Genomic DNA, 23,524 nt, shown 5'->3' on the forward strand with positions numbered 1-23,524 from the left:
TCAGTGCTATTGCACGCTGTAGTTGAAGGTGGCGGTGAAGCGCTGTTCGCTACGCCCGCCGAAGGCTTGTTCGGGAAACGGTTTGACTTGCTTGATGCGTCGCAGACTGTTGGCTGCCGCGCGGTTGAGAAGCATGCTGGACGCCTGGGTCTGAATGCCGGAGTCCAACACTCGCCCCTGGCGATCAACCAACAACCACACCACTACCTCGCCGCTCGGGCGCTCCAGCGAGGCCTGGCGTCCGGTCGGGTACTGTTTGTAGCCATCCAGATCGTTACGCAGCCCTTTGAGGTAGCCACCTTCGAGGCCCTGCGTGTCTACTTTCGGCTGCGCCGGTGGCTGAGGCGGCGCGACGACAGCGCTGGCCACAGGCTTACTGGGGGCCTGGACCGGCTCGGCGGGCTTTACTACCGCCGGGGCTGGCTTGGGTACAGGTTCCGGGCGCGGCTTGGGTTCCGGCTTGGGCTTGGGCACGGGCTTGGGGACAGGTTTAGGCATGGGCTTGGGCGGTGGCGGAGCAGGCTCGGCGTCTTCGCTTTCCACCACGGGCGGCGGTGGCGGCGGCTCTTCAGGCTGAACCGGAAGCGGCTCGGTCGGCACCACGGGCTCTGGCGCTGGAGGCTCAGGCTCGATCAACGCCAGCTCCACGGCTGACTGGTCATAAACCGGCTCTACCTTAAGGGCCCGCGTCTGCACCCCCATCACAATCACGATGAGCGCCACCAGCGCTGGAAGGCCTGCGAGCCACTGACGTACACGAAACAGGACATACATGGTCAGGATTTACGCGTGGCAATGGAAACCGAGGTAAAGCCACCCAGACGCAAGGTGTCCATGATCTCGACCAGACGTGCGACCTCAACGCCCTTGTCGCTGTTGACGATAATGGTGGTTCTAGTATCGGGCTTTTCCAGCGCCTTCAAGGCAGGCACCAGAGCCTCGACTGTGGTCGCCTTGCCATCAAGCTGTAATTCGCCGTTGAGGCCCAGGGTCAGGATCGATTTGTTCTGCGGCTTGAGCTGCTGTGAACTGCTGGCGCTCGGCAGCTGGGTTTTCATCCCCAGAGCCGGAATCACGTTCAGGCTGACCAGTACGAAAAAAACCAGCAGAAACATCATCACGTCGATCATCGGGATCAGTTCGATGTGCGCCTTGCGTTTTTTAGGTTCGTCCCACGTTCTCATACCATCCGCCCTTCTTGTCAGAGGCCGAGAATCTAGCAACCGAATATGACCGATCAGTTAGGTTTACATGACTGTTACATGGCCTTTGTAAGCTCTTTTGATGGCACTAAAATGTTTCTCGCAGCCGTCATAAAAACGCCATGGAAACGCGGCAATTCTTGAGTATTCAACTCAACGGAAAACCCGGGATGCGTCTCGATATGCCCAGTATCCGCACCTCACGACTATTGCTCTGCCCGTTGCGAGCCGAACAGGCCAGCGCCTTGTCGCGACTGGCTGACGACCCCGTGATTGCGAACATGACGGCCACAGTCCCCTCGCCCTATACCCTGGAGCATGCACAGGCTTTCATTGCCGATGCACCGGAACAATTCGCCGCTGGACGAACATTGAGCCTGGGGGTTCATGCCCAGGAAATCGGGGAACTGACCGGGGTCGTCTCACTGCGCCTGTCAACCTCGCATCGCAGCGGCAACCTGGGTTACTGGATCGGTGCCGATTACCGAAATCAGGGCTACACCAGCGAGGCGGTGCAGGGTTTGCTGATGCATGGCTTCACCGTCATGAACCTCAACCGCATCGCCGGTCAGTGCTTTGCCGACAACATGGCCAGCGCCAGGGTGCTGGAGAAGTGCGGACTGTCGTATGAAGGCTGTATGAAAGAAGCATTTTTGAAAAACGGTGTTTTCAAAGACATGTTGCTGTTCGGGCTGTTGCGCTCGCAGTACGAACCAGCAGAGGCCGCGCAATGACTGATTTCAACCCGGATCGCCGACGCATCATTACCGGCGTGGCCGGTGCCACTCTGCTATCGATCCTCAGCCCGTTTGCCCGCAGCGCGGGTGTCGATTATCCGTTCACGCTGGGCGTGGCATCCGGCGACCCGCTGCCTGACGGCTTCGTGATCTGGACACGCCTGGCGCCACAGGTGATGACAGCCACGGGCGACGGCGGCCTGAAAAAACCCGTCGAAGTACGCTGGAAAATCGCCAGCGATGCAGCGATGACTCGCGTCGTACGTGCGGGGCAAGCGACCGCTCAACCGCGCTTTGCCCATTCGGTACATGTTGAAGTGGGCGGTTTGCAGCCTGGACGTCCCTACTGGTATCAGTTCGAAAGTCTGGGCGCGCAAAGCGCCGTGGGTCAGGCCTGCACTGCGCCGCTGGCAACCGCCATGGTCTCGGCACGGTTCGGCTTCGTTTCATGTTCGCATTGGGAGGCGGGATATTTCAGCGCCTACAGGCACCTGGCTGCGGAGCGACCTGAAATGGTGTTCTTTCTGGGTGATTACATCTATGAAATGAACGTCTCTCCCACAAACATACAGTTCCCGCGCCGCCATGCCACCTCAGACCCGATGGACCTGGCGGGCTATCGCAACCGATACGCGCAGTACAAGACCGACCCGGACCTGCAAGCGCTGCATGCCTGCGCGCCGAGCATCGTCACCTGGGACGATCACGAAGTACAGAATGACTACGCCGCGCAGTGGTCCCAGGACCCGAACGTTCCTGTGGACAGCTTTCTACGTCGCAGAGCCGCCGCTTATCAGGCGTTTTACGAGCACATGCCCTTGCGCGCGAGCAGCCTGCCCAAAGGACCGGACATGCGTATTTACCGGAACCTGGACTATGGCCGCCTGGCACGCTTCCATGTACTCGACGGTCGGCAGTATCGTTCCGAACAGGCGTGCATCCAGCCCAACGGCAGCCGCCGAGGCTACGTAGCGCCCAGAGACTGTCCGGATCTGAGTGATCCGAAACGCACCATGCTCGGCTGGGAACAGGAAGCCTGGCTGGACCGCAGCTTCGCTGAGTCACCTGGACAATGGAATGTCATTGCCCAGGACTTGCTGGTCGCTCCGCTGGAACAGCGCAATCTCAAAACGCAGGCGCTGGGCCACTGGACCGACGGCTGGGACGGCTACGCGGCGACCCGCGAGCGCATGCTGGCATCCCTGCAACGCCAGCAGACCCGCAACCCGGTGTTCTGGGGTGGCGATATCCATTCGTTCTGGACCACAGACCTGCACGCCGATGCGGGCAATCCGGACTCAGCCGTCGTCGCCACTGAATTCGTCGGCACCTCGGTGACATCCGGCGGACCGCCATTCGACGCCTTCAACAGCATTCTGGGGCTCAACCCCCATGTGAAGTTCTTTGACAGCCGCCAGCGTGGCTACGTGGCGGTGGACCTTAGCGAGCGGCAGATGCTGACCCGCTTCCAGGTGGTGTCGGATGTGCTCGACCCCGCTGCCAGTGTGTCGACGCTCAAACGCTTTGCGGTGGAGGCTGGCAAGGCCGGGGCGGTTTCTGGGTAGGCGATTCATAGGGAGGGCAGCACTTGGGACAGTATTGTCCACTGTGAAGAGACAGTAAAACGCGCGTCAGGCGCTTTTTCCCTTTCCGGTGAGCTACTAATCTGAACCCACGTTGAACGCCACACCTCACCTACCCAAACGAAAGGACTTGACCATGAAAAACGCCCCTTACAGCCGCCTGAACAAAGATGACGCCATCGTGCTGCTGATCGATCATCAGACAGGCCTGATCTCGCTGGTACAGGACTTCACGCCGAACGAGTTCAAGAATAACGTCCTGGCCCTGGCTGACCTGGCCCGCTTCTTCGAACTGCCGACCATCCTCACCACCAGCTTCGAACAAGGCCCCAACGGTCCGCTGGTGCCGGAACTCAAGGCCATGTTCCCCGATGCGCCATACATCGCCCGTCCAGGCCAGATCAACGCCTGGGACAACGAAGATTTTGTAAAGGCGATCAAGGCGACCGGCCGCAAGCAGTTGATCATCGCTGGGGTAGTGACTGACGTGTGCGTGACCTTTCCGACCCTGTCGGCACTGGCTGAAGGCTTTGAAGTGTTCGTGGTCACCGATGCATCGGGCACCTTCAACACCACTGTCCAGCAAGCCGCCTGGTCGCGTATGACCCAGGCAGGTGCGCAGTTGATGAACTGGTTCTCGGTGGCCTGTGAGCTGCAAGGTGACTGGCGCAACGATATCGAAGGGCTGGGCAACCTGCTGTCCGAGCGGATCCCGAACTACCGTAACCTGATGAACAGTTATTCGGCACTGACTGCCCGCTAGAGGCCCTGCTTCAAATCAACTCCCACGTATCATTGGCCTGCCTGCAGAATGTGTTGTCCTGCTTTTCAGTGGTGCCACCGTTGGCTTCCAGGCTTACAGAAAGCGGTCGACAAGTAGTCTCGGCCGCTGTTTTGCCGGAGGGCAAGGAAGAGATTGAGCCCAGATCGAATGCTTCAGTCTCTTTACTGGCCGACACATTCATATCATCGAACCTGACTGAAGCAAGCCTCTTTCTGGTATCGGCATCGGACTGCGTCATCACGTAGTCCTTGTGCACGTAGCCCACGGTCACGCCCTTGCGTCCCACCAGAATCCAGTCACCGGTAGAACCCACGGCAGTGAATTGCGTATTGCCCGGCAGGCTGCCCACCTTGTCAGCGTTCATGTTCGGTGCAGAGCGCACGTTGAGGGTAGACCGGGTGACATAGGGTTGATTGATCAGCTTCATCGACGGCACGCCCTGAATGTTGGGCGTGCGTTTGACATCGATGGTCCGGACCGCCTTGAACTCCGGGCCTGGCGTGATCCGGGCGCTTGCATTGGAGTGATCGGAACGCCAGATGGCCGTGGGCTGCGCTACAGGAGTTGCGGGCTGACTCAGAACTTCCTGAGTGCGCAGCGCCAGTGCCTGTTTATCCCTGTCGTCGAGCAACTGACCGATGCGGTTACCAATATAGCCGCCGATGCCTGCAACGATCAGCGCGGCTGCGATCTGACCGTTACCCTTGCCCATCGTTGCACCGACCGCCAGACCGGCGATACCGCCGATCACAGTACCCGCCTGTTCCTTGCTGATGCCCATCTGCGCGCATCCGGTGACTGAGGTGGCGATGCTTACCGCCAGAATTGATGCAACGAATTTCTTGCGCACGGGGCTTACTCCCTTTTGAAACGTTTTACTCGGCGTTGAGCAGAGGTCTGGTCAAGTTGTACAACATGGCTTCTGCAGACATCGCCCAATGAAAGACACCGGCCATGAGGGTCGGGCCGGCCTCGATGTCCTTGAACGCAGTGCGATAGCCTGGCGATTGAATGATTGCGTTACCGGCGAGCAATGGAACCATCACGATCAGGGCCACCGCTGCCGCTCTGACGGCGACAAGCCTCTTCTGTATGAACGCGCGCTGCTCGACGGTCGACAACAACAACCCGACGATATTGAGCGCGCCCATGAAAAGACCACTCAGCAACGACCAGGGTACGAACCACATGTTTTTGAGGACGCTCAGGCTCTGTGCGCCATGCACATCAGTGCGCGCGACGTCGCTGGCCATGTTGCTGGCGATGCCATTGAGGTACGTGTTGAATTGACTGGGCGTGACAAGCAGGTCCATTCCTTCCACGTAGAGCGGGCCCAGGACCTGACGCGCCATACCGCGCACCTGCGCAGTATTGGCCATCGCTTGACGGGTACGCAGGCCTGAAGGCATCGCCAACGCGTAGTCTTCGGCGCTCGGCGGGTCCTGTTGCAGGGCTGCGTTCGGGAGGGCAAGCGGTTTGCGTTTATTGCCCGCTACGCCAGAGCGCCGCAAGGCTTCTACCTTTGCGTATTCACGGGCGATATCGTCAAAGACCGGGATGACTTCCGCTTGCAGCCGGCTGTAGAGCCGATCGGCATTGCGCCGGGTATAGCCCTTGAAGACGGTTTGGGCGAAGCCCTGAAAATTGTGGCCAATCTGCTCGACGTACGAGCCCTGAACACTCATGAGTACGCCAAGATTGGCGATGAAGGCCTTGCCCTCGCCCTTGTCGCGATATTCCTGATAGGGAATGCCGGGTATCTGCACCGAATCGTAGAGCAGGCCTTTTTTCGTCACGTAGGCGTAAAGGCTGTAAACCCGCAGATCGGCCGGAAACGCTTCAGCAATCGCGTCCGGCACCACACCCTGAACCCACCAGGTCAGCGGGGCCAGTACCACGGTACTGAGCAGGATGGAGCGCATGAGATGCTGCTGATGTCCCCATTTCCCATGAGCCCAGATACACAGGCGCCAGGCCGCCAGGCACACGCTCACTGCGGCAAGGCTCTGCCCGTATATTTCCAGCGCCTGCAGGTTTTTGAGGGGAATATCGGCGCCAGCCTTGTTCAACAACTCTGCGTTGAACAGCAAGCCACCGATCAGGCAAAGGGCATTGAGAACGGTAAGTACAGCAAGCAGCATCCAACCAATCCTTGTCAGAGTGGAACCAGTGATTCACAACACTTGAGTGCGAAGGTGCCCACTGACCAACTGCGGCGCATTCTGCCTGCCGTCCAAAAATGATGCCAGAGCTATCAGGTGTTGCCGGTCGTCCGTGCCCTGCAACACCTGAAATACCGACAGTGACGTCAGCCGCTACTTCAACTGATTGGCAAACCGACCTACCGCACCCACCACCTGTTTGGCCCCTTCCTGAATCTCGACGATCACCGCGCCGGCCTCGTTGGCCAGCAAAAGACCCTGTTCCGCCTGAGTGCGGCTGTTGGCCATGCCGCGTACCGCCTCATCGGCCAGCGACTGGTTTTGCTGCACGACGCTGACGATCTCTTCGGTCGCAGCGCTGGTGCGGCCGGCCAGTTGGCGGACTTCATCGGCGACCACGGCAAAGCCCCTGCCCTGCTCACCGGCGCGCGCGGCCTCGATGGCGGCATTGAGCGCCAGCAGGTTGGTCTGCTGGGCGATGCCGCCGATGGTCTGCACGATGGAGCTGATCAACAGGGACTGCTTGCCCAGTGCTTCGATGCCCGACGATGCCGACTGCATCTCTTCGGATATCTTGCGCATGGTCTGCACAGTGTTCTGCACCACATCCGCGCCGCGCTGGGCGCTGACGTCGGTCTGCTGGGAGATTTCAAACGCCACGCTGGCCGCCTGGCTGACTTCATCTTCGCGGGCGACCTGATCGGTCACCAGCGTGGCGAACTTGACGACCTTGTAGAGTTTGCCCTGAGCATCATGAACCGGGTTGTAAGTAGCCTCCAGCCAGACCTCACGCCCGCTGTTGTCGATACGCTTGAAGCGCCCTGCGACGAACTCGCCGCGGTTGAGCATCGCCCAGAACTCCCGGTACGGTGCCAGTGAAGTTTCAGCCGGATCACAGAACATGCTGTGGTGCTTGCCCTTGATCTGCGCCAGGTTGTAACCCATGCCACGCAGAAACTGATCATTGGCCGTGAGCACGTGGCCGCCAAGATCGAACTCGATCACGGCGGTAGAGCGCAGCAATGCCTGAATGAACGCAGAGTTCTCGGCAGCGGTCTCGACGGTCTGGGTGATGTCCGACCCGTAGCATTGCAAGGTCACCAGTTTGCCCTGGTCATCCAGAACCGGCTGCCACATGGCACGAATCCACACCAGACTGCCGTTGGCATGCAGAAAACGGTAGTTGTCGATCACCGACTCGCCTTTCTGCACCGCCAGCTTGAGGTTACGGTAGCAATCGAGCTGTTTGACGTAGGACGGCACCATCTGGTCCAGATCCTTGCCCAGCAACTGGTCGGCAGAATAACCAAGCGCCCTCAGGAAGTTGTCATTGGCATGGACGATACGGTTATTGGCGTCCAGACTCAGCGACACCATCCGCGCGTCCATCCCTTTCTGCATTTGCCGATACATAGATAACTCGGCGTGTTGTGCCTGTAATTCCTTTTTCAAGCGAGTGTTGAACATGACGGCACCAGTAGTGGGTTGTACGTATGTATCGGCCTAAGCGTAGACGGGATTAAGGCGTTTCGTCTGATGATGGCAGATTGAATTGATGTGGGTTGCCCGCATAACCGGGGCCTGCAATTGCGGAACCTTGAATGGGCAGGCTGATGACGAATGTGCAAGGCGAAACAAAATGCAGGAGCCATAGGTCACAACGGGTTGACCAGCTATTGCCTGCTAGACTCACTTGCTTGCAGCAACGCCATTAAGGACCCTCAATGATGCGACGCATTCTGATCACCGGTGCAAACGGTTTTGTCGGGCAGATGCTGTGCCGTAAGCTGCAGCACGCCGGGCACCATATTGTTGCATTGGTGAGCCCTGACTCTCCCCGCTCCGCTTATGCTGCCGAATCGCTGCATTGTGACATTCGCGACGCCGCTGGCCTTGAGCAAGTGGTGTCTCAGGCAAATCCCACTCACGTTGTGCATTTGGCGGCTATTACGCATGTGCCTACCAGTTTCCAGGACCCTCTGGCCACCTGGCAAACCAACGTCATGGGCAGCGTGAACCTTCTACAGGCATTGCAACGCAAGGCCCCTCAGGCATTTGTGTTGTTTGTCAGCTCATCGGAAGTCTACGGCGAGGCATTCAAGCAGGGTATTGCGCTCGACGAAAACAGTGTCTGCAAACCCATGAATCCCTATGCCGCCAGCAAACTTGCCGCCGAAGCGGCCTTTCATGAGTACTTTCGTCGTGGCCAGAACGGTATTGTCGTACGTCCGTTCAATCACATTGGTGCCAGGCAATCGGCTGATTTCGCGACCGCGTCATTTGCTCGTCAGATCGCCTTGATAGAAGCAGGCAAGCAAGCACCACAGTTGAAAGTCGGCAACTTGCAAGCGGCGCGAGACTTTCTCGATGTGCGTGATGTGTGCAATGCCTACGTCGCCCTGCTGGACATGGCCACCAGGCAGGAAGCCTATCCTCAATGCCTGAATATCTGCAGCGGCGAGCCCGTCCGTATAGAGGCAATACTGAGTCAGCTCATGGCACTGAGCTCAGAGAGGATCGATGTGATAAACGATCCCGAACGAATGCGGTTATCTGACATCCCCTGCGCGTTCGGTGATAACTCCGCTATCCAGAAAGTCACTGGCTGGACGCCCACCACAACGCTGCAGTCTACACTCACGACACTGCTGAATTACTGGCGCGATGAGATAGCTGCAACGGCTTGAGCTACCGGTTTATGCGTGAGGGGCGTTGCGATCAACAACGCCTGAAACACCCACCCTACACCTACCAGAGTATGAAAGAGGGACGCTTAAAACGATGTTCCCTGCTGGTTACGCTTCAGATCGGCATCCACCATCAACCGGCATAGCTGCTCGAGACTAGTGTTCGCTTCCCAGCCAAGCACCTTCCTGGCTTTTTCAGGGTTGCCGATAAGCAGCTCCACTTCAGAGGGGCGATAGAATTTTGGGTTGACTTGAACAAGGGCTTTGCCCGTGGCCGCATCAATGCCCTGTTCGTTCTCTGCGCTACCTTTCCACTCCAGGTCAATATCGACAGCCTTGAAGGCCATTGCCACAAAGTCTCGAACGGTTTCGGATCGATGGGTGGCCAGTACGAATGAGTCGGGCTCATCAGCTTGCAGCATGCGCCACATGCCTTCGACATACTCCTTGGCAAAACCCCAGTCACGTCTGGCATCCAGATTGCCTAATTCCAGAAGTTGTGACATACCCAGTGAAATACGTGCGGCAGAATCGGTAATTTTGCGGGTGACAAACTCTTTTCCCCGCAGAGGAGACTCGTGATTGAACAGAATGCCGCTGGCACCGAAGACCCCATACGACTCCCGATAGTTGATCGTCATCCAGTGCGCATAAAGCTTGGCCACACCATAAGGACTGCGAGGATAGAACGAGGTGCTTTCGACCTGTGGGACTTCTTGCACCTTGCCGAACATTTCAGAAGTGGACGCCTGATAAAAGCGTATTTTCGGGTTCACTATGCGTATCGCTTCAAGCAGGTTGACTGCGCCCAGGCCGGTAATTTCAGCAGTCGTTATCGGCTGGTCGAAGGAAACACCAACAAAGCTCTGCGCCGCCAGGTTGTAAATCTGGGTGGGCTCGGCTTTTTGCAGCAAGCGAATACTGGCACTCAAGTCAGTCAGGTCGTGTTCAACAAGGTGCAAATTCGGATGGCTGGCCACGCCAAGTTCTTCAAGACGCCAGAAGTTGACCGAGCTGGTACGGCGGTAGGTGCCGTAAACCGTATAACCTTTTTCCAGCAGCAACTGAGTCAGGTAAGCGCCATCCTGGCCAGTGATACCCGTGATAATTACAGATTCTCTAGGTGCATTCATAAATAGGGGATTCCGGTCCGGGCTGACGCGACTTCATTTATTACGCCGAGGTGCATTCATGACGCTCGGCACGCTCGCTTCGAAGGCAACCCACAGCGCTTGAGTCGAAGCATATGATCACTATAGATGCGGAATCTGATGTGCAAGCAGTCATTTTCAGTAAGTTATGTTTGCGAGCTGCTCCGAACAAATATCAGAACAGGATAAGTAGGCCGTGCGGTTTACCACTCTCACCGTGCGATTACCCTAGCGCAGATGACCAAAAGGAGAACAGCAGTCGTCCTGACGCCTTGCCGGAAAGTCGAGAGGAACCGCCGGTCGCCTTCAGGACACACACACTACACGCTGATAGCACTAAGACATCATTCGTGATGTCCTAATGTTTCTCGATGTTAATGTACCGGTGTCACATGCTCGTTTCTGCCCTTGAACGCCCCGATCCTGAAGATGCACAACTCCTTGCGGAGGTAGAGCAGACGATTACTTCAGGTGTGGGTGCGTTGCGCTTCAGCCGTGTGCTTGAGCAACGCTACCAGGCGGAAACCAGACCACAGCGGCGCGAATTCCTGACGGCGGTGGGGATTGGTGGCAGCCTGATCTACAACCTGTTTCTGATCAGTGACTGGTTGATTCTGCGGGATGTGTTTGTCTACGTGGCGCTGGGGCGTCTGTGTCTGATCACGCCGATGTTTATTGTGCTGTTAGTGCTGGCGCAACGCTTTTCCACTCGCTGGGCAATGGAAACGACAGCTGCGACCGCGACGGTACTGTGCTCGCTCATGCCCATGCTGGTGATGATTCACAGCCAGAGCCCGTATCAAATCTTTTATCAACTGGGCATGCTGTTGATCATGGTCTATTGCACCATGATCCAGCAATTGCCCCTGCGCCATGCAGCCGCCGCGATGTCATGCATGCTGATCATCCAGTTGGTGACAACCTACATTGCCAATTTCGCAGACTTTGTGATCTGGCAGGCCAATGCAGTGCTGTTCGTCTCCACGGTAGCGCTGCTGTTGATGGCTTCGTATTTTCTGGAGCGCGCCAGCCGCATGAGCTACCTGTTCGCGCTTCGCGGACGCCTGCTGCAAGTGCAGTTGATGGAGTTCGCACGCACCGATGGTTTGACTCGCCTGTTCAATCGACGCTATCAGGACGAAGTGATGACCTCGGTCTGGGAACGCGCGCGTAAAACACCGGCGAACGTGGCCATCATCCTGCTGGACATCGATCACTTCAAATCCTACAACGACAACTATGGACACCCACAAGGCGATACCTGCCTCAAGTTGCTCTGTCAGAAAATCCAGCAAAGCGCGCATGAAAATGGAGCCGTGGCGTTTCGCTTCGGCGGTGAAGAGGTTCTGGTTCTGATGAATGGCGATGCCGGACAGGCCAGAGAAATGGCCGACGCCCTGCAGGCCGCTGTCGCGGCGCTCAAGTTACCGCACCCGGTGCTGGGCGAAAGCGCGTTCGTGACTGTCAGCCTGGGGGTCGCGTGTGCAACCGCACCGCAGACCACTGCCGACCATCTGATCAGCGCTGCTGACAATGCCCTCTACGCCGCTAAACGCGCAGGGCGTAACTGCGTGTGCTTTGCGTGAAATGACGCTTTGCAGGGCCTGGCTTTACCCCACATCCTTGCCGCTTTAAGCTCGTCGCGCAAACCAAGGCTAGGAGCCAGCGCATGAGCGTTCACATTGATGTCAATAACAACCCTACAGAAGAAGATCGCCTGGCGATTCTGGAACCACTGAAGCGCTTTAACGCCGAGCAAGCGGGTGACGGTAAGTCAGAGAAAGTGGCGATGTTCATTCGCGATGATCAGACCCGGGAAATTCTCGGTGGCCTGCACGCACGCATTTTTTATCAATGGTTGTTCATCGAGTTGCTGGTGGTGCCGGAGCAAACCCGGGGGCAAGGCATGGGCTCGCGTTTGATGCAGATGGCTGAGGATCTTGCGGTCGAGAAAGGCTGTGCAGGGATCTGGCTGGATACCTTCGACTTCCAGGCTCCGGATTTCTATCGCCGCCACGGTTACACCGAGTTCGGGCAGATTGACGACTATCCGCCCGGCAGCAAGCGCTTCTTTTTCCAGAAGCGCCTGCCGGTATCAGCGTCCTGACGCTTGCGTCAGACCTTGAACTTGCCTACCAGGTTGTTGAAGGAAATCGCCAGACGAGACAGCTCCTGACTTGAAGCGCTGGTCTGGTGAGCGCCAGCAGCGGTCTGGGTGGAGAGGTCCTGAATGTTGATCAGATTGCGATCCACCTCGCGCGCAACGTGGGACTGCTCTTCGGACGCGGTAGCAATCAGCATGTTGCGATCGTTGATTTCGGCAATGCTCTGCGCAATGCGCTCCAGCGACTGGCCGGTGGCCTGAGCCAGGGATTGAGTATTGCTGGCGAGGGTACGGCTGTTACCCATGGCCCGCACAGCCTGATCGGCACTGGCCTGCACGCTGCCTATCATGGTTTCGATTTCACCTGTGGACGCCTGAGTACGAGCGGCAAGCGCACGTACTTCGTCGGCCACCACGGCAAAGCCGCGGCCCTGCTCACCGGCGCGCGCAGCCTCGATGGCGGCGTTGAGGGCCAGCAGGTTGGTCTGTTCGGCGATACCACGGATCACGTCCAGCACCTGACCAATCTCACGAACCCGCCCGGCAAGCTCTTCAACCATTGAGGTGGAGCTGCTGATCTCGGCGCTGACGTTGTTGATCGCACTGACCGCATCACGCGCCTGATCACGCCCGGTAGCCGCTTCGGTACTGGTCCGCTTTGAGGCGTCAGAGGTAGACATGGCGTTACGCGCCACTTCTTCGACCGCAGCGGTCATTTCGGTGACCGCCGTGGCAGCCAATTGAATCTCGTCGTTCTGTCGCATCAGGCCACGGCTGCCTTCTTCGGTAACGGCATTGAGTTCTTCAGCAGCCGAAGCAAGCTGGTCGGCAGCGCTGGAGATCTGTCCGATGGTGCTCTTCAGGCTGTTCTGCATATCACTGAGCGCCGTAAGCATCAGGCCTGCTTCATCCCGGTGAGTGCTGACGATCGGCTGGGTCAGATCGCCACCGGCAATGCGCTGCGCACTGACAAGGGCAGAGGAAATGGGCGAACTGATCACACGACTGATAAACAGTGCCAAAAGGAAGGCGGCCACGAAGGCAATGCCGATCCCCATATACAGATTGAGATTGGCCGCTGATTCTGTTTTTTCAGCGGCGATTGCACCTTCACCTATCTGACGGTTGTTGGAGCCGACCATGATGTACAACTCGTCCACCACGGTCAGATAGGCCTTGCGAACGTCGCCTTCGATCAGCGCCCTCGCGGCTGCAACGTCTCCGGAAAGGACAACAGCCACAGCACGATCAACCAGCGTCTGATAGACGGGCCAGTCCTTGTCCATCTTATCGCCTGCAGCGCGCTCGTCATCTTCAAGCGGTGTTGCACGATAGGTCGCATAAGCTTTTTCTGCTTCTGCGCGATTGTTTTTCATACTGGCGAGAACTTCATCCTTCACGCTTTGTGGCGCGTTGCTGGCAGTGACCGAAAGCAAGCGATACAAATCACGATTCTGCTCGACAACATTGATGGTGGCCTCGTTGGTTTTCGACACCGACACCAGGTTGTTGGAGAACGCAAGTTTCAGGTTGCTGGCGAGCTCACCGATCCCCCGGCTGGCAACCATGCCCACCGCGAGGGTGATAACCGCGCAGAGTGCAAATGAGATAAACAGCTTGGTGGAAAGCTTGGCGTTGTAGAACCAGTTCATGGAGAAATCTCTAGTTTTAACAGCTGGCTGAGGCTGGGCTGCGGTGCTCGAGGACCGGCAGTTTCAGGCTCTGTATAAAGCGTCTATCGGCAGCATCAAGCACCACTGAAGTGACATTCATCCGATTGGCCGCCAAGGGCTCAGGGCTAATGGCGCAATGCTTTGAAACAGGCTGAAGGTAACGGCCCAGCGGTGTAACAAGAACTTTCCGCACTGACTGCGTTAGTATTTCCGGCCTACGATCAGTCAGAGCCATGAATCAGGATGCCGTCTTCGCCCGCCGAAAAACGTCCATTACCGTCCATCCTTGCCGGTCCGCTGTTACGCCGACAGGAAGCCGGACGCCTGGTGCTGTGGCTGGTGGGCTCGCGCCCGCTCAAGCTGATACTGCGTCTGCGTCATGGCGTTGAGAATGCAGCAGATGACTTCAACGACCATTCACTGACCGATCAGCAATGCCAGATCGTCGCGGTAGGTCGCCACGCATTCATTCATCTGATCGACCTGCAACTGGAGGCCGAGCTGCCCCTGGACACCTGGATCGATTACGACCTGTTGGTAGATGGCGAACCTGGCGGTATCGCCGAGTGGGCACCGCACCTGCTGTACGACGGTGCCCGTTATCCGAATTTCGTGGTACGCAGCAGCATTGATCAGCTCTTGCATGGCTCGTGTCGCAAGCCACATCACAGCGCGGCCGAGGGTCTGCTCTGCGTGGATCGCCTGTTGGCCGGCAACCAGGACCCGTTGCAACGCCCTGCGCTGTTGATGATGAGCGGCGATCAGATCTACGCCGACGATGTCGCCGGGCCGATGCTGCGCGCCATTCATGTGCTGATCGAACGGCTGGGGTTGTTCGATGAGCAACTCGACGGTGCTGTTGTCGACGACAGCACCAGCCTTTATGCGCACCCGGCCAGCTATTACCAGCGTGCCGACCTGCTACCCGCCCTGAAAAGCAACGACACGCTGCGTGAGCGGTTCTTTGGTGGCACCAGCAAGCCGGTATTTACCAGCAGCACTGCGGATAACCATTTGGTCACTCTGGCGGAAGTGGTGGCGATGTACCTGCTGGTCTGGTCACCCACGCCCTGGACCCTGATCGAGCCAGGCAAGCCGCATCTGGAAGCCGACGAAGTCGAGCGTTATGCCAGAGAGCAGCAACTGGTCGAGGATTTCACTGCGGGGCTTGAGGGCGTGGCGCGTGCGATGGCTCACCTGCCGTGCATGATGATTTTTGACGACCATGACATCACCGATGACTGGAACCTGTCGGCAAACTGGGAAGAAACCGCGTACGGCCATCCCTTCTCGAAACGCATCATCGGCAATGCCCTGCTCGCCTATCTGCTCTGCCAGGGCTGGGGTAACAATCCCGACGCACTCAACGACCTGGTCCGGCAGGTACATGAACTGAGTGCAGCGGCTGTGCGCAAGGATAACTGGCTGGACAGCACGGCCCAGGACGCGCTGATCGATCAGTTGCTGAAGTTTCAACAGTGGCATTACGTTCTGCCGACCAGCCCGGCGCTGGTGGTACTGGATACGCGCACCCGACGCTGGCGCAGTGAATCGAATTTCAATCACCCGTCCGGCCTGCTGGACTGGGAAGCGCTCAGTGAACTGCAACAGGAACTGATCGACCATAAATCGGCGATTATCGTGTCACCTGCCCCCGTGTTCGGCGTCAAGTTGATTGAGGCGATCCAGCGTGTCTTCAGTTGGTGCGGCTACCCGTTGCTGGTCGATGCGGAAAACTGGATGGCGCATCGTGGCGCAGCCAACGTCATTCTGAACATCTTTCGCCATTCCAGAACCCCGGGCAATTACGTGATCCTGTCGGGTGATGTGCATTACTCGTTCGTCTACGAAATCCTGATCCGTCAGCGCAGTGGCGGGCCTCACATCTGGCAAATCACCAGCAGTGGCATCAAGAATGAATTCCCCCGTCGTCTGCTGGACACTTTTGATCGGCTGAATCGCTGGTTATACTCTCCCCGCTCACCTCTTAACTGGTTCACCAAGCGCCGCCTGATGAAGGTTGTTCCGCGCACGCCCGAGCACAGCAAGGCCGGTGAACGCTTATGGAACTCGGCAGGTGTCGGTCAGGTAATGTTCAATGAACAGGGCCAGCCGACCCTGATCAACCAACTCAATGCCAACGGTGACGCGCCTACCTGTTTCGTCGAACCGCAAGATTCCAGAGACGAGCGGTCTGACACAGATCGTGGTTTTCTGGAAAGTAACCGGGAAACAAGGGATAGTCACCGCTAAACTTATCGGCAATTGCCGGGTCGATAGTTGCTACCGGTCAGGTTTGCGGCACACCCTGGCAAGCATTATTTCCTGGAGAGCGCCCCCGTGATAACCAATCAACGCATAGCCAGACTCAACGCCTGGGGCGCGCATGGCTTCACCGCCACCGGCGTCGTCCTTGCGTTCCTGGCTACCATTGCCTTGTTCAACAACGAACCCAAAGCATGCCTGCTGTGGCTGGGCGCCGCCCTGATCGTGGATGGCGTAGACGGCTCACTGGCTCGCAAGGTCAATACCACCTCGGTACTGCCGCACTTCGATGGCTCGGTGCTGGACCTGGTCATCGACTACCTGACCTACGTGTTCATTCCGGCACTGTTCATCTATCGCTACATACCAGTGCCGGATTACACGTTGCTGCTCAGCGTATCGGTGATTCTGGTGTCGTCGCTGTTCTGCTTCTGCAACGTCGACATGAAAAGCAAGGACAACTACTTTCAGGGCTTTCCCGCGGCATGGAACGTAGTTGCCCTGTGCCTTTACATTCTGTCGCCCGCGCCGTGGCTGACGTTCATCACCATCATCGCCTTGGCATTGCTGACCCTGACGCGCATGAAGTTTCTGCACCCGTTTCGTGTGCGTCGTTTCATGCCGATCAACATCGCAGTCACCACCGTGTGGTTGTTGTCCAGCGCGCTGCTGATCATCAACCACCCACACAACGGTCCTGTGGTCATGGGGCTGTGGCTGGCGATGTCGGCGTATTTTCTCGGAATTTGTGTCTGGAGAACGTCGCTGGAGTGGCTGGGACGGCTTAAAGCCTGACGCCGAGGCCTGAACAAAAAGCTCGCTGATCGCATTGCGCGGTCAGCGAGCTTTTTTATGCGCGCCCTATTTGCTCTCGGCCTGCACCTCGGCAGCAGGCGGGATTTTGCCGAAGTAATGCGTCGTAAAGCAGCACAACCCCAACCCGCCCAAGGCCAGCAGGCCGCCGACAATACCGACATTGGCAACCCCGAGATGGCTGCTGACCACGCTGCCGAGCAGCGCACCGCCACCAATACCGATATTGAAGATGCCCGAGAACAGCGCCATTGCCACATCGGTCGCATCCGGTGCCAGCGAGAGTACACGCGCTTGCAAGGTCAGCCCGAAGCACATGATCGCCATGCCCCAGATAATGGTCAGCGTGCCGAGCGCTGTCGCATCGCCGGAGAGTGGCAATAGCATGAGCAGGCAAACGGTCAGCGTGCCAATGGCGGTGATCAATAGCCCGTTAGGGAAGCGGTCGCTGAACAGGCTGAAGATGATCGAGCCCATGATTCCTGCACCGCCAAAGACCAGCAGCAGAATCGTGGTCATTTCGCCGCTGAGTCGGGACACAGTCTGGGTGAACGGCTCGATATAGCTGTAGGCGGTGAAATGAGCGGTCACCACAATCGCGGTCAGCAGGTAGATCGCCATTAACCGTGGGCGTTTGAACAGGATCGGCAGGCTGCGCAACGAGCCGGAGTTCTGGCTGGGCAGCAAAGGCAGCGCGCGAGCCAACAGGAAGACTACCAGCGCAGCGATGCCGGCGATGCCCAGAAAGGTAGTCCGCCAGCCCAGGGCCTCACCCAGCACGCGGCCCAGCGGAATACCCAGCACCATCGCCAGCGACGTACCGGTCGCCAGCAGGCCAAGCGCCTGAACCTGCTTGCCGGGCGGTGCGATGCGCACGGCCAGCGACGCCGTGACCGACCAGAACACCGCATGTGCAAAGGCGATACCGACCCGACTCACCAGCAGGATTGCGAAGCTGGGGGAGATTGCGGAGAGTACATGGCTGACCACAAACAGGCCGAACACGAACATCAGCAACTTGCGGCGCTCGATGTTGCGCGTCGCCAGCATCATCGGCAACGACATCAGCGACACGACCCAGGCATAGATCGTAAGCATCAGCCCGACCTGGGCCGGGGTCATCTCGAAGCTCTGGCCGATGTTACTCAGCAGACCGATCGGCACGAACTCGGTGGTATTGAAAATGAAGGCCGCCAAGGCCAGCGCGAATACGCCAAGCCAGCTACCTGCTTGCTCGTTTGGAGGTGAAGTTATCAAGAATCGCAACGCCCTGAAAATGTTCCGACCCGAAGGCCGATCGCCACGCATGAACACGCACGCCTGACACCTGTATGGAACCGCGGCTCGCCCCCACTGAAAAACCAACGCAAAAACGCTCCGCTCGACCTTCTGAATCGGGCGCAGTGTGCAAAGTGGATTATTGTGGATATGGGGAGTGAAGCCAGATGACACGAATTCTACGGACCGCCAGAGTGGATCACAACCCGTACAGTCATGACAGACTTTACAAATGACCGCCGGTCGTCAGCCGTCAAGGAAGCGCTGGCGGTTCTCGGGCGACGGCAACAGACAGTGATCATAGCGCCCGAACAGGCGATATCGGTTGAGCGCGATACGGTTGTAGGCCCAGTCCCTTAGAAAGCGTGGAAAAATACCCAGCACTTTCAGCAGCGGCCACGGCGCAGGCAGCAGCCCCATGATGTGCAGAAATGCATCCGAGCGTACGAACACCCGATTGTTAACGATGACTGCGATGGTATGAAAATCGTCGAGCGGCAGCCCGGCCCACTTCAGCAATGCCTGCCCTTGCTCCGACTGTACGGCGGCCAAGCGCAGACGCTGGTGCGGATCATGGCGAATCAGAAACTTCACCACACCATTGCACAGTTTGCAGACGCCATCGAACAGCACGACACATTCATCGGGTTTCAGATACGGGGCGGGGGTAGTCGTCGGCACGGTATTCACCTGTTCAGGAAAAACAGCCCTGGCGCGCCCGGAAACATGAACGCCCCGCCAGTCGAAGGACCGGCGAGGCGTTCAGGCTAAAGCCATTGCTCGACAGAATCAAACCTTGCGGACGAACTCGGACTTCAGCTTCATCGCGCCGATGCCGTCGATCTTGCAATCGATATCGTGGTCGCCATCGACCAGACGGATGTTCTTGACCTTGGTACCGACCTTGACCACCAGCGAAGAGCCTTTGACCTTCAGGTCCTTGATCACGGTAATGGTATCGCCGTCCTGCAGCACATTTCCCGTGGAGTCCTTGATGACTTTCACGTCGTCGGCTGCATCGGCGCCAGCAGCGTCTGCAGACCATTCATGGGCGCATTCCGGGCAGATCAGCAGGCTGCCGTCTTCGTAGGTGTATTCGGAATTGCATTTCGGGCAGGACGGTAAGCTCACAATGGTTCTCGCATCGAGGGGTAAAAACCATGAATTATAAAGGGCTTTTACACTTTCAGGTTGGAAGACGCTGATCCACTGGTGCAAACCTGTCGATATAAACCGGCTTCAGCCATTGGACAGGAGCGAATACCTGAGCTAAAAAATACATCACTCTCTCCTTCGATTCCCTTCTGATCCTTCATCCCCAACGCCTGCGCCCTGCGTTGGCGGTAGCTATTGCAGCGCGCATTTACCGCCTTTCACCACTTCCTGTATCGAGCACACTTCATGGGCATTCCTCATAACCCGGCGCTCGGCTATCGACCCGAAATCGATGGCCTGCGCGCGCTCGCGGTGATCCCGGTCATCCTGTATCACGCGGGTTTGCCGTTATTCAGCGGTGGATTCGTGGGGGTCGACATCTTTTTTGTGATCTCTGGCTATCTGATCACCTCGATCATTCTTGCGCAGATGCTCAACGGCAGATTCTCGCTGATCGATTTCTACGAACGGCGCGCCCGACGCATTCTGCCGGCGCTGTTCGTGATGATGCTGGTCTGCCTGCCTGTCGCGTGGTTGACGCTCGATCCGTCTGACCTGAAATACTTCGCCAAGAGCCTGGTGGCGGTGCCGACCTTCTCATCCAACGTACTGTTCTGGCTGGAAAGCGGCTATTTCGACGCAACCGCTGAACTCAAACCCTTGCTGCACACCTGGCCGCTCGCGGTAGAGGAGCAGTACTACCTGTTTTTCCCACCGCTACTGATGCTGGCCTGGAGCATGGGTCGCAAGTGGCTGATTGTGCTGCTGATCGCAGCTGCCCTGGCAAGCCTGGCGCTGGCGGAGCTGGGGGCGCGTCATAACGCCAGTAACGCTTTTTATCTGCTGCCTGCACGCGCCTGGGAATTGCTGACGGGCTCGTTCATCGCCTTCTACTTTGTCTGGCGCCCGCGTAGCGTTGATAGCGCCAGCCATCTCGATCAGGCGGCGACGCTGCTGGGGATTTTGCTGATTGGTTATGCCGTGGTTTGTTTCGACAGCAGTACACCCTTCCCTGGCCTCAACGCGCTGCTGCCTGTGCTGGGTGCGGCATTGATCATTGTCTTCGCCAATGGCCAGACCTGGGTCGGCAACGCGCTGAGCTCACGGGTAACGGTCCTGATCGGCATGATCAGTTACAGCGCCTATTTGTGGCATCAGCCCGTCTTTGCCTTCGCTCGTCAGCGCAGCCTGATTGAGCCAGGCCTGCCGCTGATGCTGGCGTTGACCGTGCTCTCGCTGCTGCTGGCCTGGCTGAGCTGGCGCTTCGTCGAGCAGCCCTTTCGCAAGGCCGGTGCATTCAACCGCCGTCAGCTCTTCGCCTCGGCAGGCGTTGCTTCCACGCTATTTGTCGTGCTGGGGCTGGTCGGCTATCTCAATAACGGCTTTAGCCAGCGCTTCGCTGTCGATCCGGCGATGCATCAGGCATTTGTCGACCCGCAGATACGCGAAAAATGCGACCGGAACCTTGATAGCCAAGGCTGGAATGTCGATTTTTGCCTGTTTGGTCTTGCCGACAGCAACGTCGTACCGGAGATGGCTCTGTTTGGTGACAGCCACTCAGAGGCCCTGTTATCGACGTTTGACGCCGCCGCGCGGGATCTGGGCAGAACCGTCGCGCACATAGGTCTGGGCGGTTGCCTGCCCTTGCTCGGCGTGGACATCGCCAAGGGTAACTACCCTGCCGGGGTATGCGAGGCGCTGGCCAATCGCGAGTTTGAATACGTGAAGCAGCGGCAGATCAAAAAGGTCGTGCTGGTGGCACGCTGGACGCTGTACACCGACGGCAATTACGGCGAGCGGAAGATGAGCAAGTATTTCCTGACCTCCCGCACCCACCCGGAAAAAAACCGGGAAACCTCGCGAGCAGTGTTCAGGCAGGCATTTGAAACCACGATAAAGGCCTACCGCGATATCGGCACCGAGGTATTCATCGTCGCGCAGGTGCCGCAGCAATTGATCAATCCCGAGAGCCTCTACTACCGCCTGGCCCGTGATGCCTGGGACAGTGATGCGCAGAAACTGCAGCGGGTCAGTGAATTGTCGGTGCCAGTCGAAAAACATGCTCTGTTGCAACGCTTCACTCGCGAACTGTTCCTGCACGCCAGCCAGGCGAAGCAGATCAGGTTGATCACCCTGGATGAAGCCTTTTGTAAGGACAAGCAATGCCTGATTGGCGATATGAACTCGTACTACAAGGATTTCAACCACCTCAACGCCCGGGGTGCGGGGCTGCTTGCAGGCCAGATCAGCCATATTCTTGACCAGTGACAGGGTTTTATCAGGCGGCATTGTCTGTAATGCTGATACCCGCACAGACGCTTGAGGACCATCGCATGACCGCCGCCAGCTTCGCCCCGTTTCAGGATCTGGCCAGCCTGCTGATCCCGCATACTCATGCAGAGAAAATCGATGGCGCGCACGACGTCTCGCACTTGCTGCGCGTCTGGAAAAACGTCTGCGCCATCCGTGACCGGGAAGGCGGCGATGCCCGCGTACTGATCGCCGCCACGCTGTTACACGACTGTGTTTCGGTCGAGAAAGACTCACCGTTTCGCTCCAGTGCTTCGCGACTGGCGGCAGCACGGGCCCGCGAATTGCTTACCGAGATGGGCTGGGACGAAGAAAGTATCGCTGCGGTTGCCCATGCTATCGAAGCGCACAGTTTCTCGGCGGCGATAACCCCGCTGACACTGGAAGCCCGAATTCTGCAGGACGCCGACCGTCTGGATTCTCTGGGCATGATCGGCGTGGCTCGAACCTTTTACGTATCAGGGCGGATGGGCAGACAGCTTTACGAACCGAACGACCCGCATGCCAGCCAGCGCCCGTATGACGACAGGAACTTCGCCGCCGACCATTTTCATACCAAGCTGCTGCACCTCGCCGACAGCTTTCAAACCGACACCGGGACACAGATGGCGAAGATCAGGCACGACCGGCTGAAGCGTTTTCTGAATGAACTGATGGAGGAAATCGGCGCGCCTCAGCCATGATGGGTTACCTGTTTCCGATATAAACATCAGATGTCATAAAGACATCACACAACTGCCCTATAAACGGCTCTCCGAGAAGGTCTGCGTGTTTATAGGGGTTGTGTGCCGTGAAAAGATTTATGCCTCGTTTCCTGCGTCGGCAATCCACAACGCCAACACTATTGCGCCGCTTCAGGATTACCCTGCGCCTGGTGATCTGTTTCGGCATCACTTCCCTGCTGATGGTCGCGCTGGGGGCTTTCTGCCTGCTGCAGATGCAGGAGATCCGCAATCAGGGCGAAGCTGTCGAGAGTGGTGCGCTGCCCAGTATCGCCATGGCCGATGCCATCGCCATCGGCCTGGTCAAACTGCGCAGCGAGACCACCCGGCTGATCGCCAATGCCGACGATCCGGGTGCGGTCATCAACAGCAAGATCAATGTCGAACAGCTCAAGAACGAAGTCGAGAAAGGTTTCTCGGAATACCTTGCGCGTGTTCAATCGGGCACTGAGCATGACTCTATCGTCGCGTTGCAGGATGCCTATAAGGCGTTCATGCCCGGCTTGCAGAATCAGATCACGCTGATCGAGCAGAACAAGCTGGATGAGGCCCGAATGCTGGCCAATACCATGCTCGCGCTGCAAGGCGACCTGATGGACATGCAGGTGCAGTTGCTGCGCGAGCTGAACAAACAGAGCGCTGCCGCCGCCGTAGAGTCAGCAGGCACCCGTTACGAGCAGGCGAGAATCATTGCGCTGAGCGCCATCGCCGTCGTATTGGCTCTGACCCTGCTGCTGGCCTGGCGTCTGAGCGTCAGCATCATTCACCCGGTCCGCCAGGCTTTGCACATTGCCAGCACCATCGCCGATGGTGATCTGACAGAGCACCGGATACCGGATGGCAAGGACGAGACCGCGCAGTTACTGATCACCCTGGGGCGCATGCGCACCAACCTGCA

Annotated in this window: 20 protein-coding genes and 3 pseudogenes; 11 read left to right on the plus strand and 12 right to left on the minus strand. The window is 57.9% G+C overall.

Annotation, left to right across the window (positions count from 1 at the left end; genetic code table 11):
• Positions 1 to 6 precede the first annotated feature (6 nt).
• Together RYB66_RS02535 and RYB66_RS02540 are read right to left on the minus strand one after the other, a co-directional pair.
• The gene (locus RYB66_RS02535; RefSeq protein ID WP_316893692.1) at positions 7 to 774 is read right to left on the minus strand and encodes an energy transducer TonB; all 768 of its coding nucleotides are present in this window, start codon (positions 772 to 774) and stop codon (positions 7 to 9) included.
• A 2-nt stretch (positions 775 to 776) separates the two neighbouring features.
• The gene (locus tag RYB66_RS02540; RefSeq protein WP_316893694.1) at positions 777 to 1,184 is read right to left on the minus strand and encodes a biopolymer transporter ExbD; all 408 of its coding nucleotides are present in this window, start codon (positions 1,182 to 1,184) and stop codon (positions 777 to 779) included.
• 188 nt (positions 1,185 to 1,372) lie between these two features.
• Here RYB66_RS02540 and RYB66_RS02545 point away from each other — a divergent pair, with 188 nt between their 5' ends.
• From RYB66_RS02545 to ycaC, 3 genes are all read left to right on the plus strand, one after another.
• Positions 1,373 to 1,936 carry a GNAT family protein gene (locus RYB66_RS02545; RefSeq protein WP_316893696.1) on the plus strand — a complete coding sequence of 188 codons (564 nt, stop codon included), beginning with the start codon at positions 1,373 to 1,375 and terminating at the stop codon, positions 1,934 to 1,936.
• Positions 1,933 to 3,504, plus strand: coding sequence for an alkaline phosphatase D family protein (locus RYB66_RS02550; RefSeq protein WP_316893698.1), 1,572 nt, complete (start codon positions 1,933 to 1,935; stop codon positions 3,502 to 3,504). Before RYB66_RS02545 ends, RYB66_RS02550 begins: the two co-directional genes overlap by 4 nt.
• A 154-nt stretch (positions 3,505 to 3,658) precedes the next feature.
• Positions 3,659 to 4,285 (plus strand): isochorismate family cysteine hydrolase YcaC, encoded by a 627-nt coding sequence (gene ycaC / locus RYB66_RS02555; RefSeq protein WP_005777887.1) that lies wholly within the window; start codon positions 3,659 to 3,661, stop codon positions 4,283 to 4,285.
• 10 nt (positions 4,286 to 4,295) lie between these two features.
• Here the strand turns inward: ycaC and RYB66_RS02560 are convergent, their stop codons facing one another.
• The 4 genes and pseudogenes from RYB66_RS02560 to RYB66_RS26505 all read right to left on the minus strand — a co-directional run.
• Positions 4,296 to 5,156, minus strand: a complete 861-nt coding sequence (locus RYB66_RS02560) for an SH3 domain-containing protein (RefSeq protein ID WP_057421480.1) — start codon at positions 5,154 to 5,156, stop codon at positions 4,296 to 4,298.
• 25 nt (positions 5,157 to 5,181) lie between these two features.
• The gene (locus RYB66_RS02565) at positions 5,182 to 6,447 is read right to left on the minus strand and encodes a hypothetical protein (protein ID WP_316893703.1); all 1,266 of its coding nucleotides are present in this window, start codon (positions 6,445 to 6,447) and stop codon (positions 5,182 to 5,184) included.
• A gap of 174 nt (positions 6,448 to 6,621) precedes the next feature.
• A complete protein-coding gene (locus RYB66_RS26500) occupies positions 6,622 to 7,176 on the minus strand; it encodes a methyl-accepting chemotaxis protein (protein WP_369812071.1) in 555 nt (184 codons plus the stop codon).
• Between the two features lie 42 nt (positions 7,177 to 7,218).
• Positions 7,219 to 7,935 (minus strand): annotated as a pseudogene (locus RYB66_RS26505) (PAS domain-containing protein); the annotation flags it as partial.
• A gap of 260 nt (positions 7,936 to 8,195) precedes the next feature.
• On the opposite strand from RYB66_RS26505, the gene RYB66_RS02575 reads away from it, so the two are divergent.
• Positions 8,196 to 9,155 carry a GDP-mannose 4,6-dehydratase gene (locus RYB66_RS02575; protein ID WP_002552099.1) on the plus strand — a complete coding sequence of 320 codons (960 nt, stop codon included), beginning with the start codon at positions 8,196 to 8,198 and terminating at the stop codon, positions 9,153 to 9,155.
• A gap of 86 nt (positions 9,156 to 9,241) precedes the next feature.
• Here RYB66_RS02575 and gmd read toward each other — a convergent pair whose 3' ends face one another.
• Complete coding sequence (gmd, locus tag RYB66_RS02580; RefSeq protein WP_316893707.1) at positions 9,242 to 10,288, minus strand: GDP-mannose 4,6-dehydratase; 1,047 nt, start codon at positions 10,286 to 10,288, stop codon at positions 9,242 to 9,244.
• 410 nt (positions 10,289 to 10,698) lie between these two features.
• Between gmd and RYB66_RS02585 the strand changes: the two genes are divergently transcribed.
• Together RYB66_RS02585 and RYB66_RS02590 are read left to right on the plus strand one after the other, a co-directional pair.
• Complete coding sequence (locus RYB66_RS02585; RefSeq protein ID WP_117140516.1) at positions 10,699 to 11,892, plus strand: sensor domain-containing diguanylate cyclase; 1,194 nt, start codon at positions 10,699 to 10,701, stop codon at positions 11,890 to 11,892.
• 83 nt (positions 11,893 to 11,975) lie between these two features.
• Positions 11,976 to 12,413, plus strand: coding sequence for a GNAT family N-acetyltransferase (locus RYB66_RS02590; protein ID WP_316893709.1), 438 nt, complete (start codon positions 11,976 to 11,978; stop codon positions 12,411 to 12,413).
• A gap of 8 nt (positions 12,414 to 12,421) precedes the next feature.
• Here the strand turns inward: RYB66_RS02590 and RYB66_RS26510 are convergent, their stop codons facing one another.
• Together RYB66_RS26510 and RYB66_RS26515 are read right to left on the minus strand one after the other, a co-directional pair.
• A complete protein-coding gene (locus RYB66_RS26510) occupies positions 12,422 to 13,306 on the minus strand; it encodes a methyl-accepting chemotaxis protein (protein WP_410478398.1) in 885 nt (294 codons plus the stop codon).
• Positions 13,280 to 14,062 (minus strand): annotated as a pseudogene (locus tag RYB66_RS26515) (MCP four helix bundle domain-containing protein); the annotation flags it as partial. The pseudogene RYB66_RS26515 and the gene RYB66_RS26510, both read right to left, overlap by 27 nt.
• A 264-nt stretch (positions 14,063 to 14,326) precedes the next feature.
• Here RYB66_RS26515 and RYB66_RS02600 point away from each other — a divergent pair.
• The gene (locus RYB66_RS02600; protein WP_005746478.1) at positions 14,327 to 16,336 is read left to right on the plus strand and encodes an alkaline phosphatase D family protein; all 2,010 of its coding nucleotides are present in this window, start codon (positions 14,327 to 14,329) and stop codon (positions 16,334 to 16,336) included.
• An 87-nt stretch (positions 16,337 to 16,423) separates the two neighbouring features.
• The gene (gene pcsA, locus RYB66_RS02605) at positions 16,424 to 17,143 is read left to right on the plus strand and encodes a phosphatidylcholine synthase (protein WP_002552093.1); all 720 of its coding nucleotides are present in this window, start codon (positions 16,424 to 16,426) and stop codon (positions 17,141 to 17,143) included.
• Positions 17,144 to 17,209: 66 nt separating this feature from the next.
• Here pcsA and RYB66_RS02610 read toward each other — a convergent pair whose 3' ends face one another.
• The 3 genes from RYB66_RS02610 to RYB66_RS02620 all read right to left on the minus strand — a co-directional run bounded on the left by RYB66_RS02610 (position 17,210) and on the right by RYB66_RS02620 (position 19,573).
• A complete protein-coding gene (locus RYB66_RS02610; RefSeq protein WP_029240860.1) occupies positions 17,210 to 18,418 on the minus strand; it encodes a sugar transporter in 1,209 nt (402 codons plus the stop codon).
• A 267-nt stretch (positions 18,419 to 18,685) separates the two neighbouring features.
• Positions 18,686 to 19,120 (minus strand): thiol-disulfide oxidoreductase DCC family protein, encoded by a 435-nt coding sequence (locus RYB66_RS02615; RefSeq protein WP_002552091.1) that lies wholly within the window; start codon positions 19,118 to 19,120, stop codon positions 18,686 to 18,688.
• 108 nt (positions 19,121 to 19,228) lie between these two features.
• Complete coding sequence (locus RYB66_RS02620; protein ID WP_032613429.1) at positions 19,229 to 19,573, minus strand: zinc ribbon domain-containing protein YjdM; 345 nt, start codon at positions 19,571 to 19,573, stop codon at positions 19,229 to 19,231.
• Positions 19,574 to 19,840: 267 nt separating this feature from the next.
• Here RYB66_RS02620 and RYB66_RS02625 point away from each other — a divergent pair, with 267 nt between their 5' ends.
• From RYB66_RS02625 to RYB66_RS26520, 3 genes and pseudogenes are all read left to right on the plus strand, one after another.
• Positions 19,841 to 21,862: an acyltransferase family protein gene (locus RYB66_RS02625; protein WP_005777862.1), complete on the plus strand. Its 2,022-nt coding sequence runs from the start codon at positions 19,841 to 19,843 to the stop codon at positions 21,860 to 21,862.
• 65 nt (positions 21,863 to 21,927) lie between these two features.
• Positions 21,928 to 22,587, plus strand: coding sequence for an HD domain-containing protein (locus RYB66_RS02630; RefSeq protein ID WP_029240861.1), 660 nt, complete (start codon positions 21,928 to 21,930; stop codon positions 22,585 to 22,587).
• A gap of 119 nt (positions 22,588 to 22,706) precedes the next feature.
• A pseudogene (locus RYB66_RS26520) lies at positions 22,707 to 23,513 on the plus strand (MCP four helix bundle domain-containing protein); the annotation flags it as partial.
• Positions 23,514 to 23,524: the final 11 nt, after the last annotated feature.

Source organism: Pseudomonas syringae group sp. 243L2, assembly GCF_032587875.1.
Lineage (GTDB): Bacteria > Pseudomonadota > Gammaproteobacteria > Pseudomonadales > Pseudomonadaceae > Aquipseudomonas > Aquipseudomonas amygdali.

Excerpts from the sequence above, each read along its gene's own strand:
- ycaC (WP_005777887.1), top strand. The coding sequence starts at position 3,659 with ATGAAAAACGCCCCTTACAGCCGCCTGAACAAAGATGACGCCATCGTG.
- RYB66_RS02565 (WP_316893703.1), bottom strand. The coding sequence starts at position 6,447 with ATGCTGCTTGCTGTACTTACCGTTCTCAATGCCCTTTGCCTGATCGGT.
- RYB66_RS02535 (WP_316893692.1), bottom strand. The coding sequence starts at position 774 with ATGTATGTCCTGTTTCGTGTACGTCAGTGGCTCGCAGGCCTTCCAGCG.
- RYB66_RS02545 (WP_316893696.1), top strand. The coding sequence starts at position 1,373 with ATGCGTCTCGATATGCCCAGTATCCGCACCTCACGACTATTGCTCTGC.
- RYB66_RS02600 (WP_005746478.1), top strand. The coding sequence starts at position 14,327 with ATGCCGTCTTCGCCCGCCGAAAAACGTCCATTACCGTCCATCCTTGCC.
- RYB66_RS02630 (WP_029240861.1), top strand. The coding sequence starts at position 21,928 with ATGACCGCCGCCAGCTTCGCCCCGTTTCAGGATCTGGCCAGCCTGCTG.
- RYB66_RS02575 (WP_002552099.1), top strand. The coding sequence starts at position 8,196 with ATGCGACGCATTCTGATCACCGGTGCAAACGGTTTTGTCGGGCAGATG.
- gmd (WP_316893707.1), bottom strand. The coding sequence starts at position 10,288 with ATGAATGCACCTAGAGAATCTGTAATTATCACGGGTATCACTGGCCAG.
- RYB66_RS02540 (WP_316893694.1), bottom strand. The coding sequence starts at position 1,184 with ATGAGAACGTGGGACGAACCTAAAAAACGCAAGGCGCACATCGAACTG.
- RYB66_RS26510 (WP_410478398.1), bottom strand. The coding sequence starts at position 13,306 with ATGCTTACGGCGCTCAGTGATATGCAGAACAGCCTGAAGAGCACCATC.
- RYB66_RS02585 (WP_117140516.1), top strand. The coding sequence starts at position 10,699 with ATGCTCGTTTCTGCCCTTGAACGCCCCGATCCTGAAGATGCACAACTC.
- RYB66_RS02550 (WP_316893698.1), top strand. The coding sequence starts at position 1,933 with ATGACTGATTTCAACCCGGATCGCCGACGCATCATTACCGGCGTGGCC.
- RYB66_RS02590 (WP_316893709.1), top strand. The coding sequence starts at position 11,976 with ATGAGCGTTCACATTGATGTCAATAACAACCCTACAGAAGAAGATCGC.
- RYB66_RS02625 (WP_005777862.1), top strand. The coding sequence starts at position 19,841 with ATGGGCATTCCTCATAACCCGGCGCTCGGCTATCGACCCGAAATCGAT.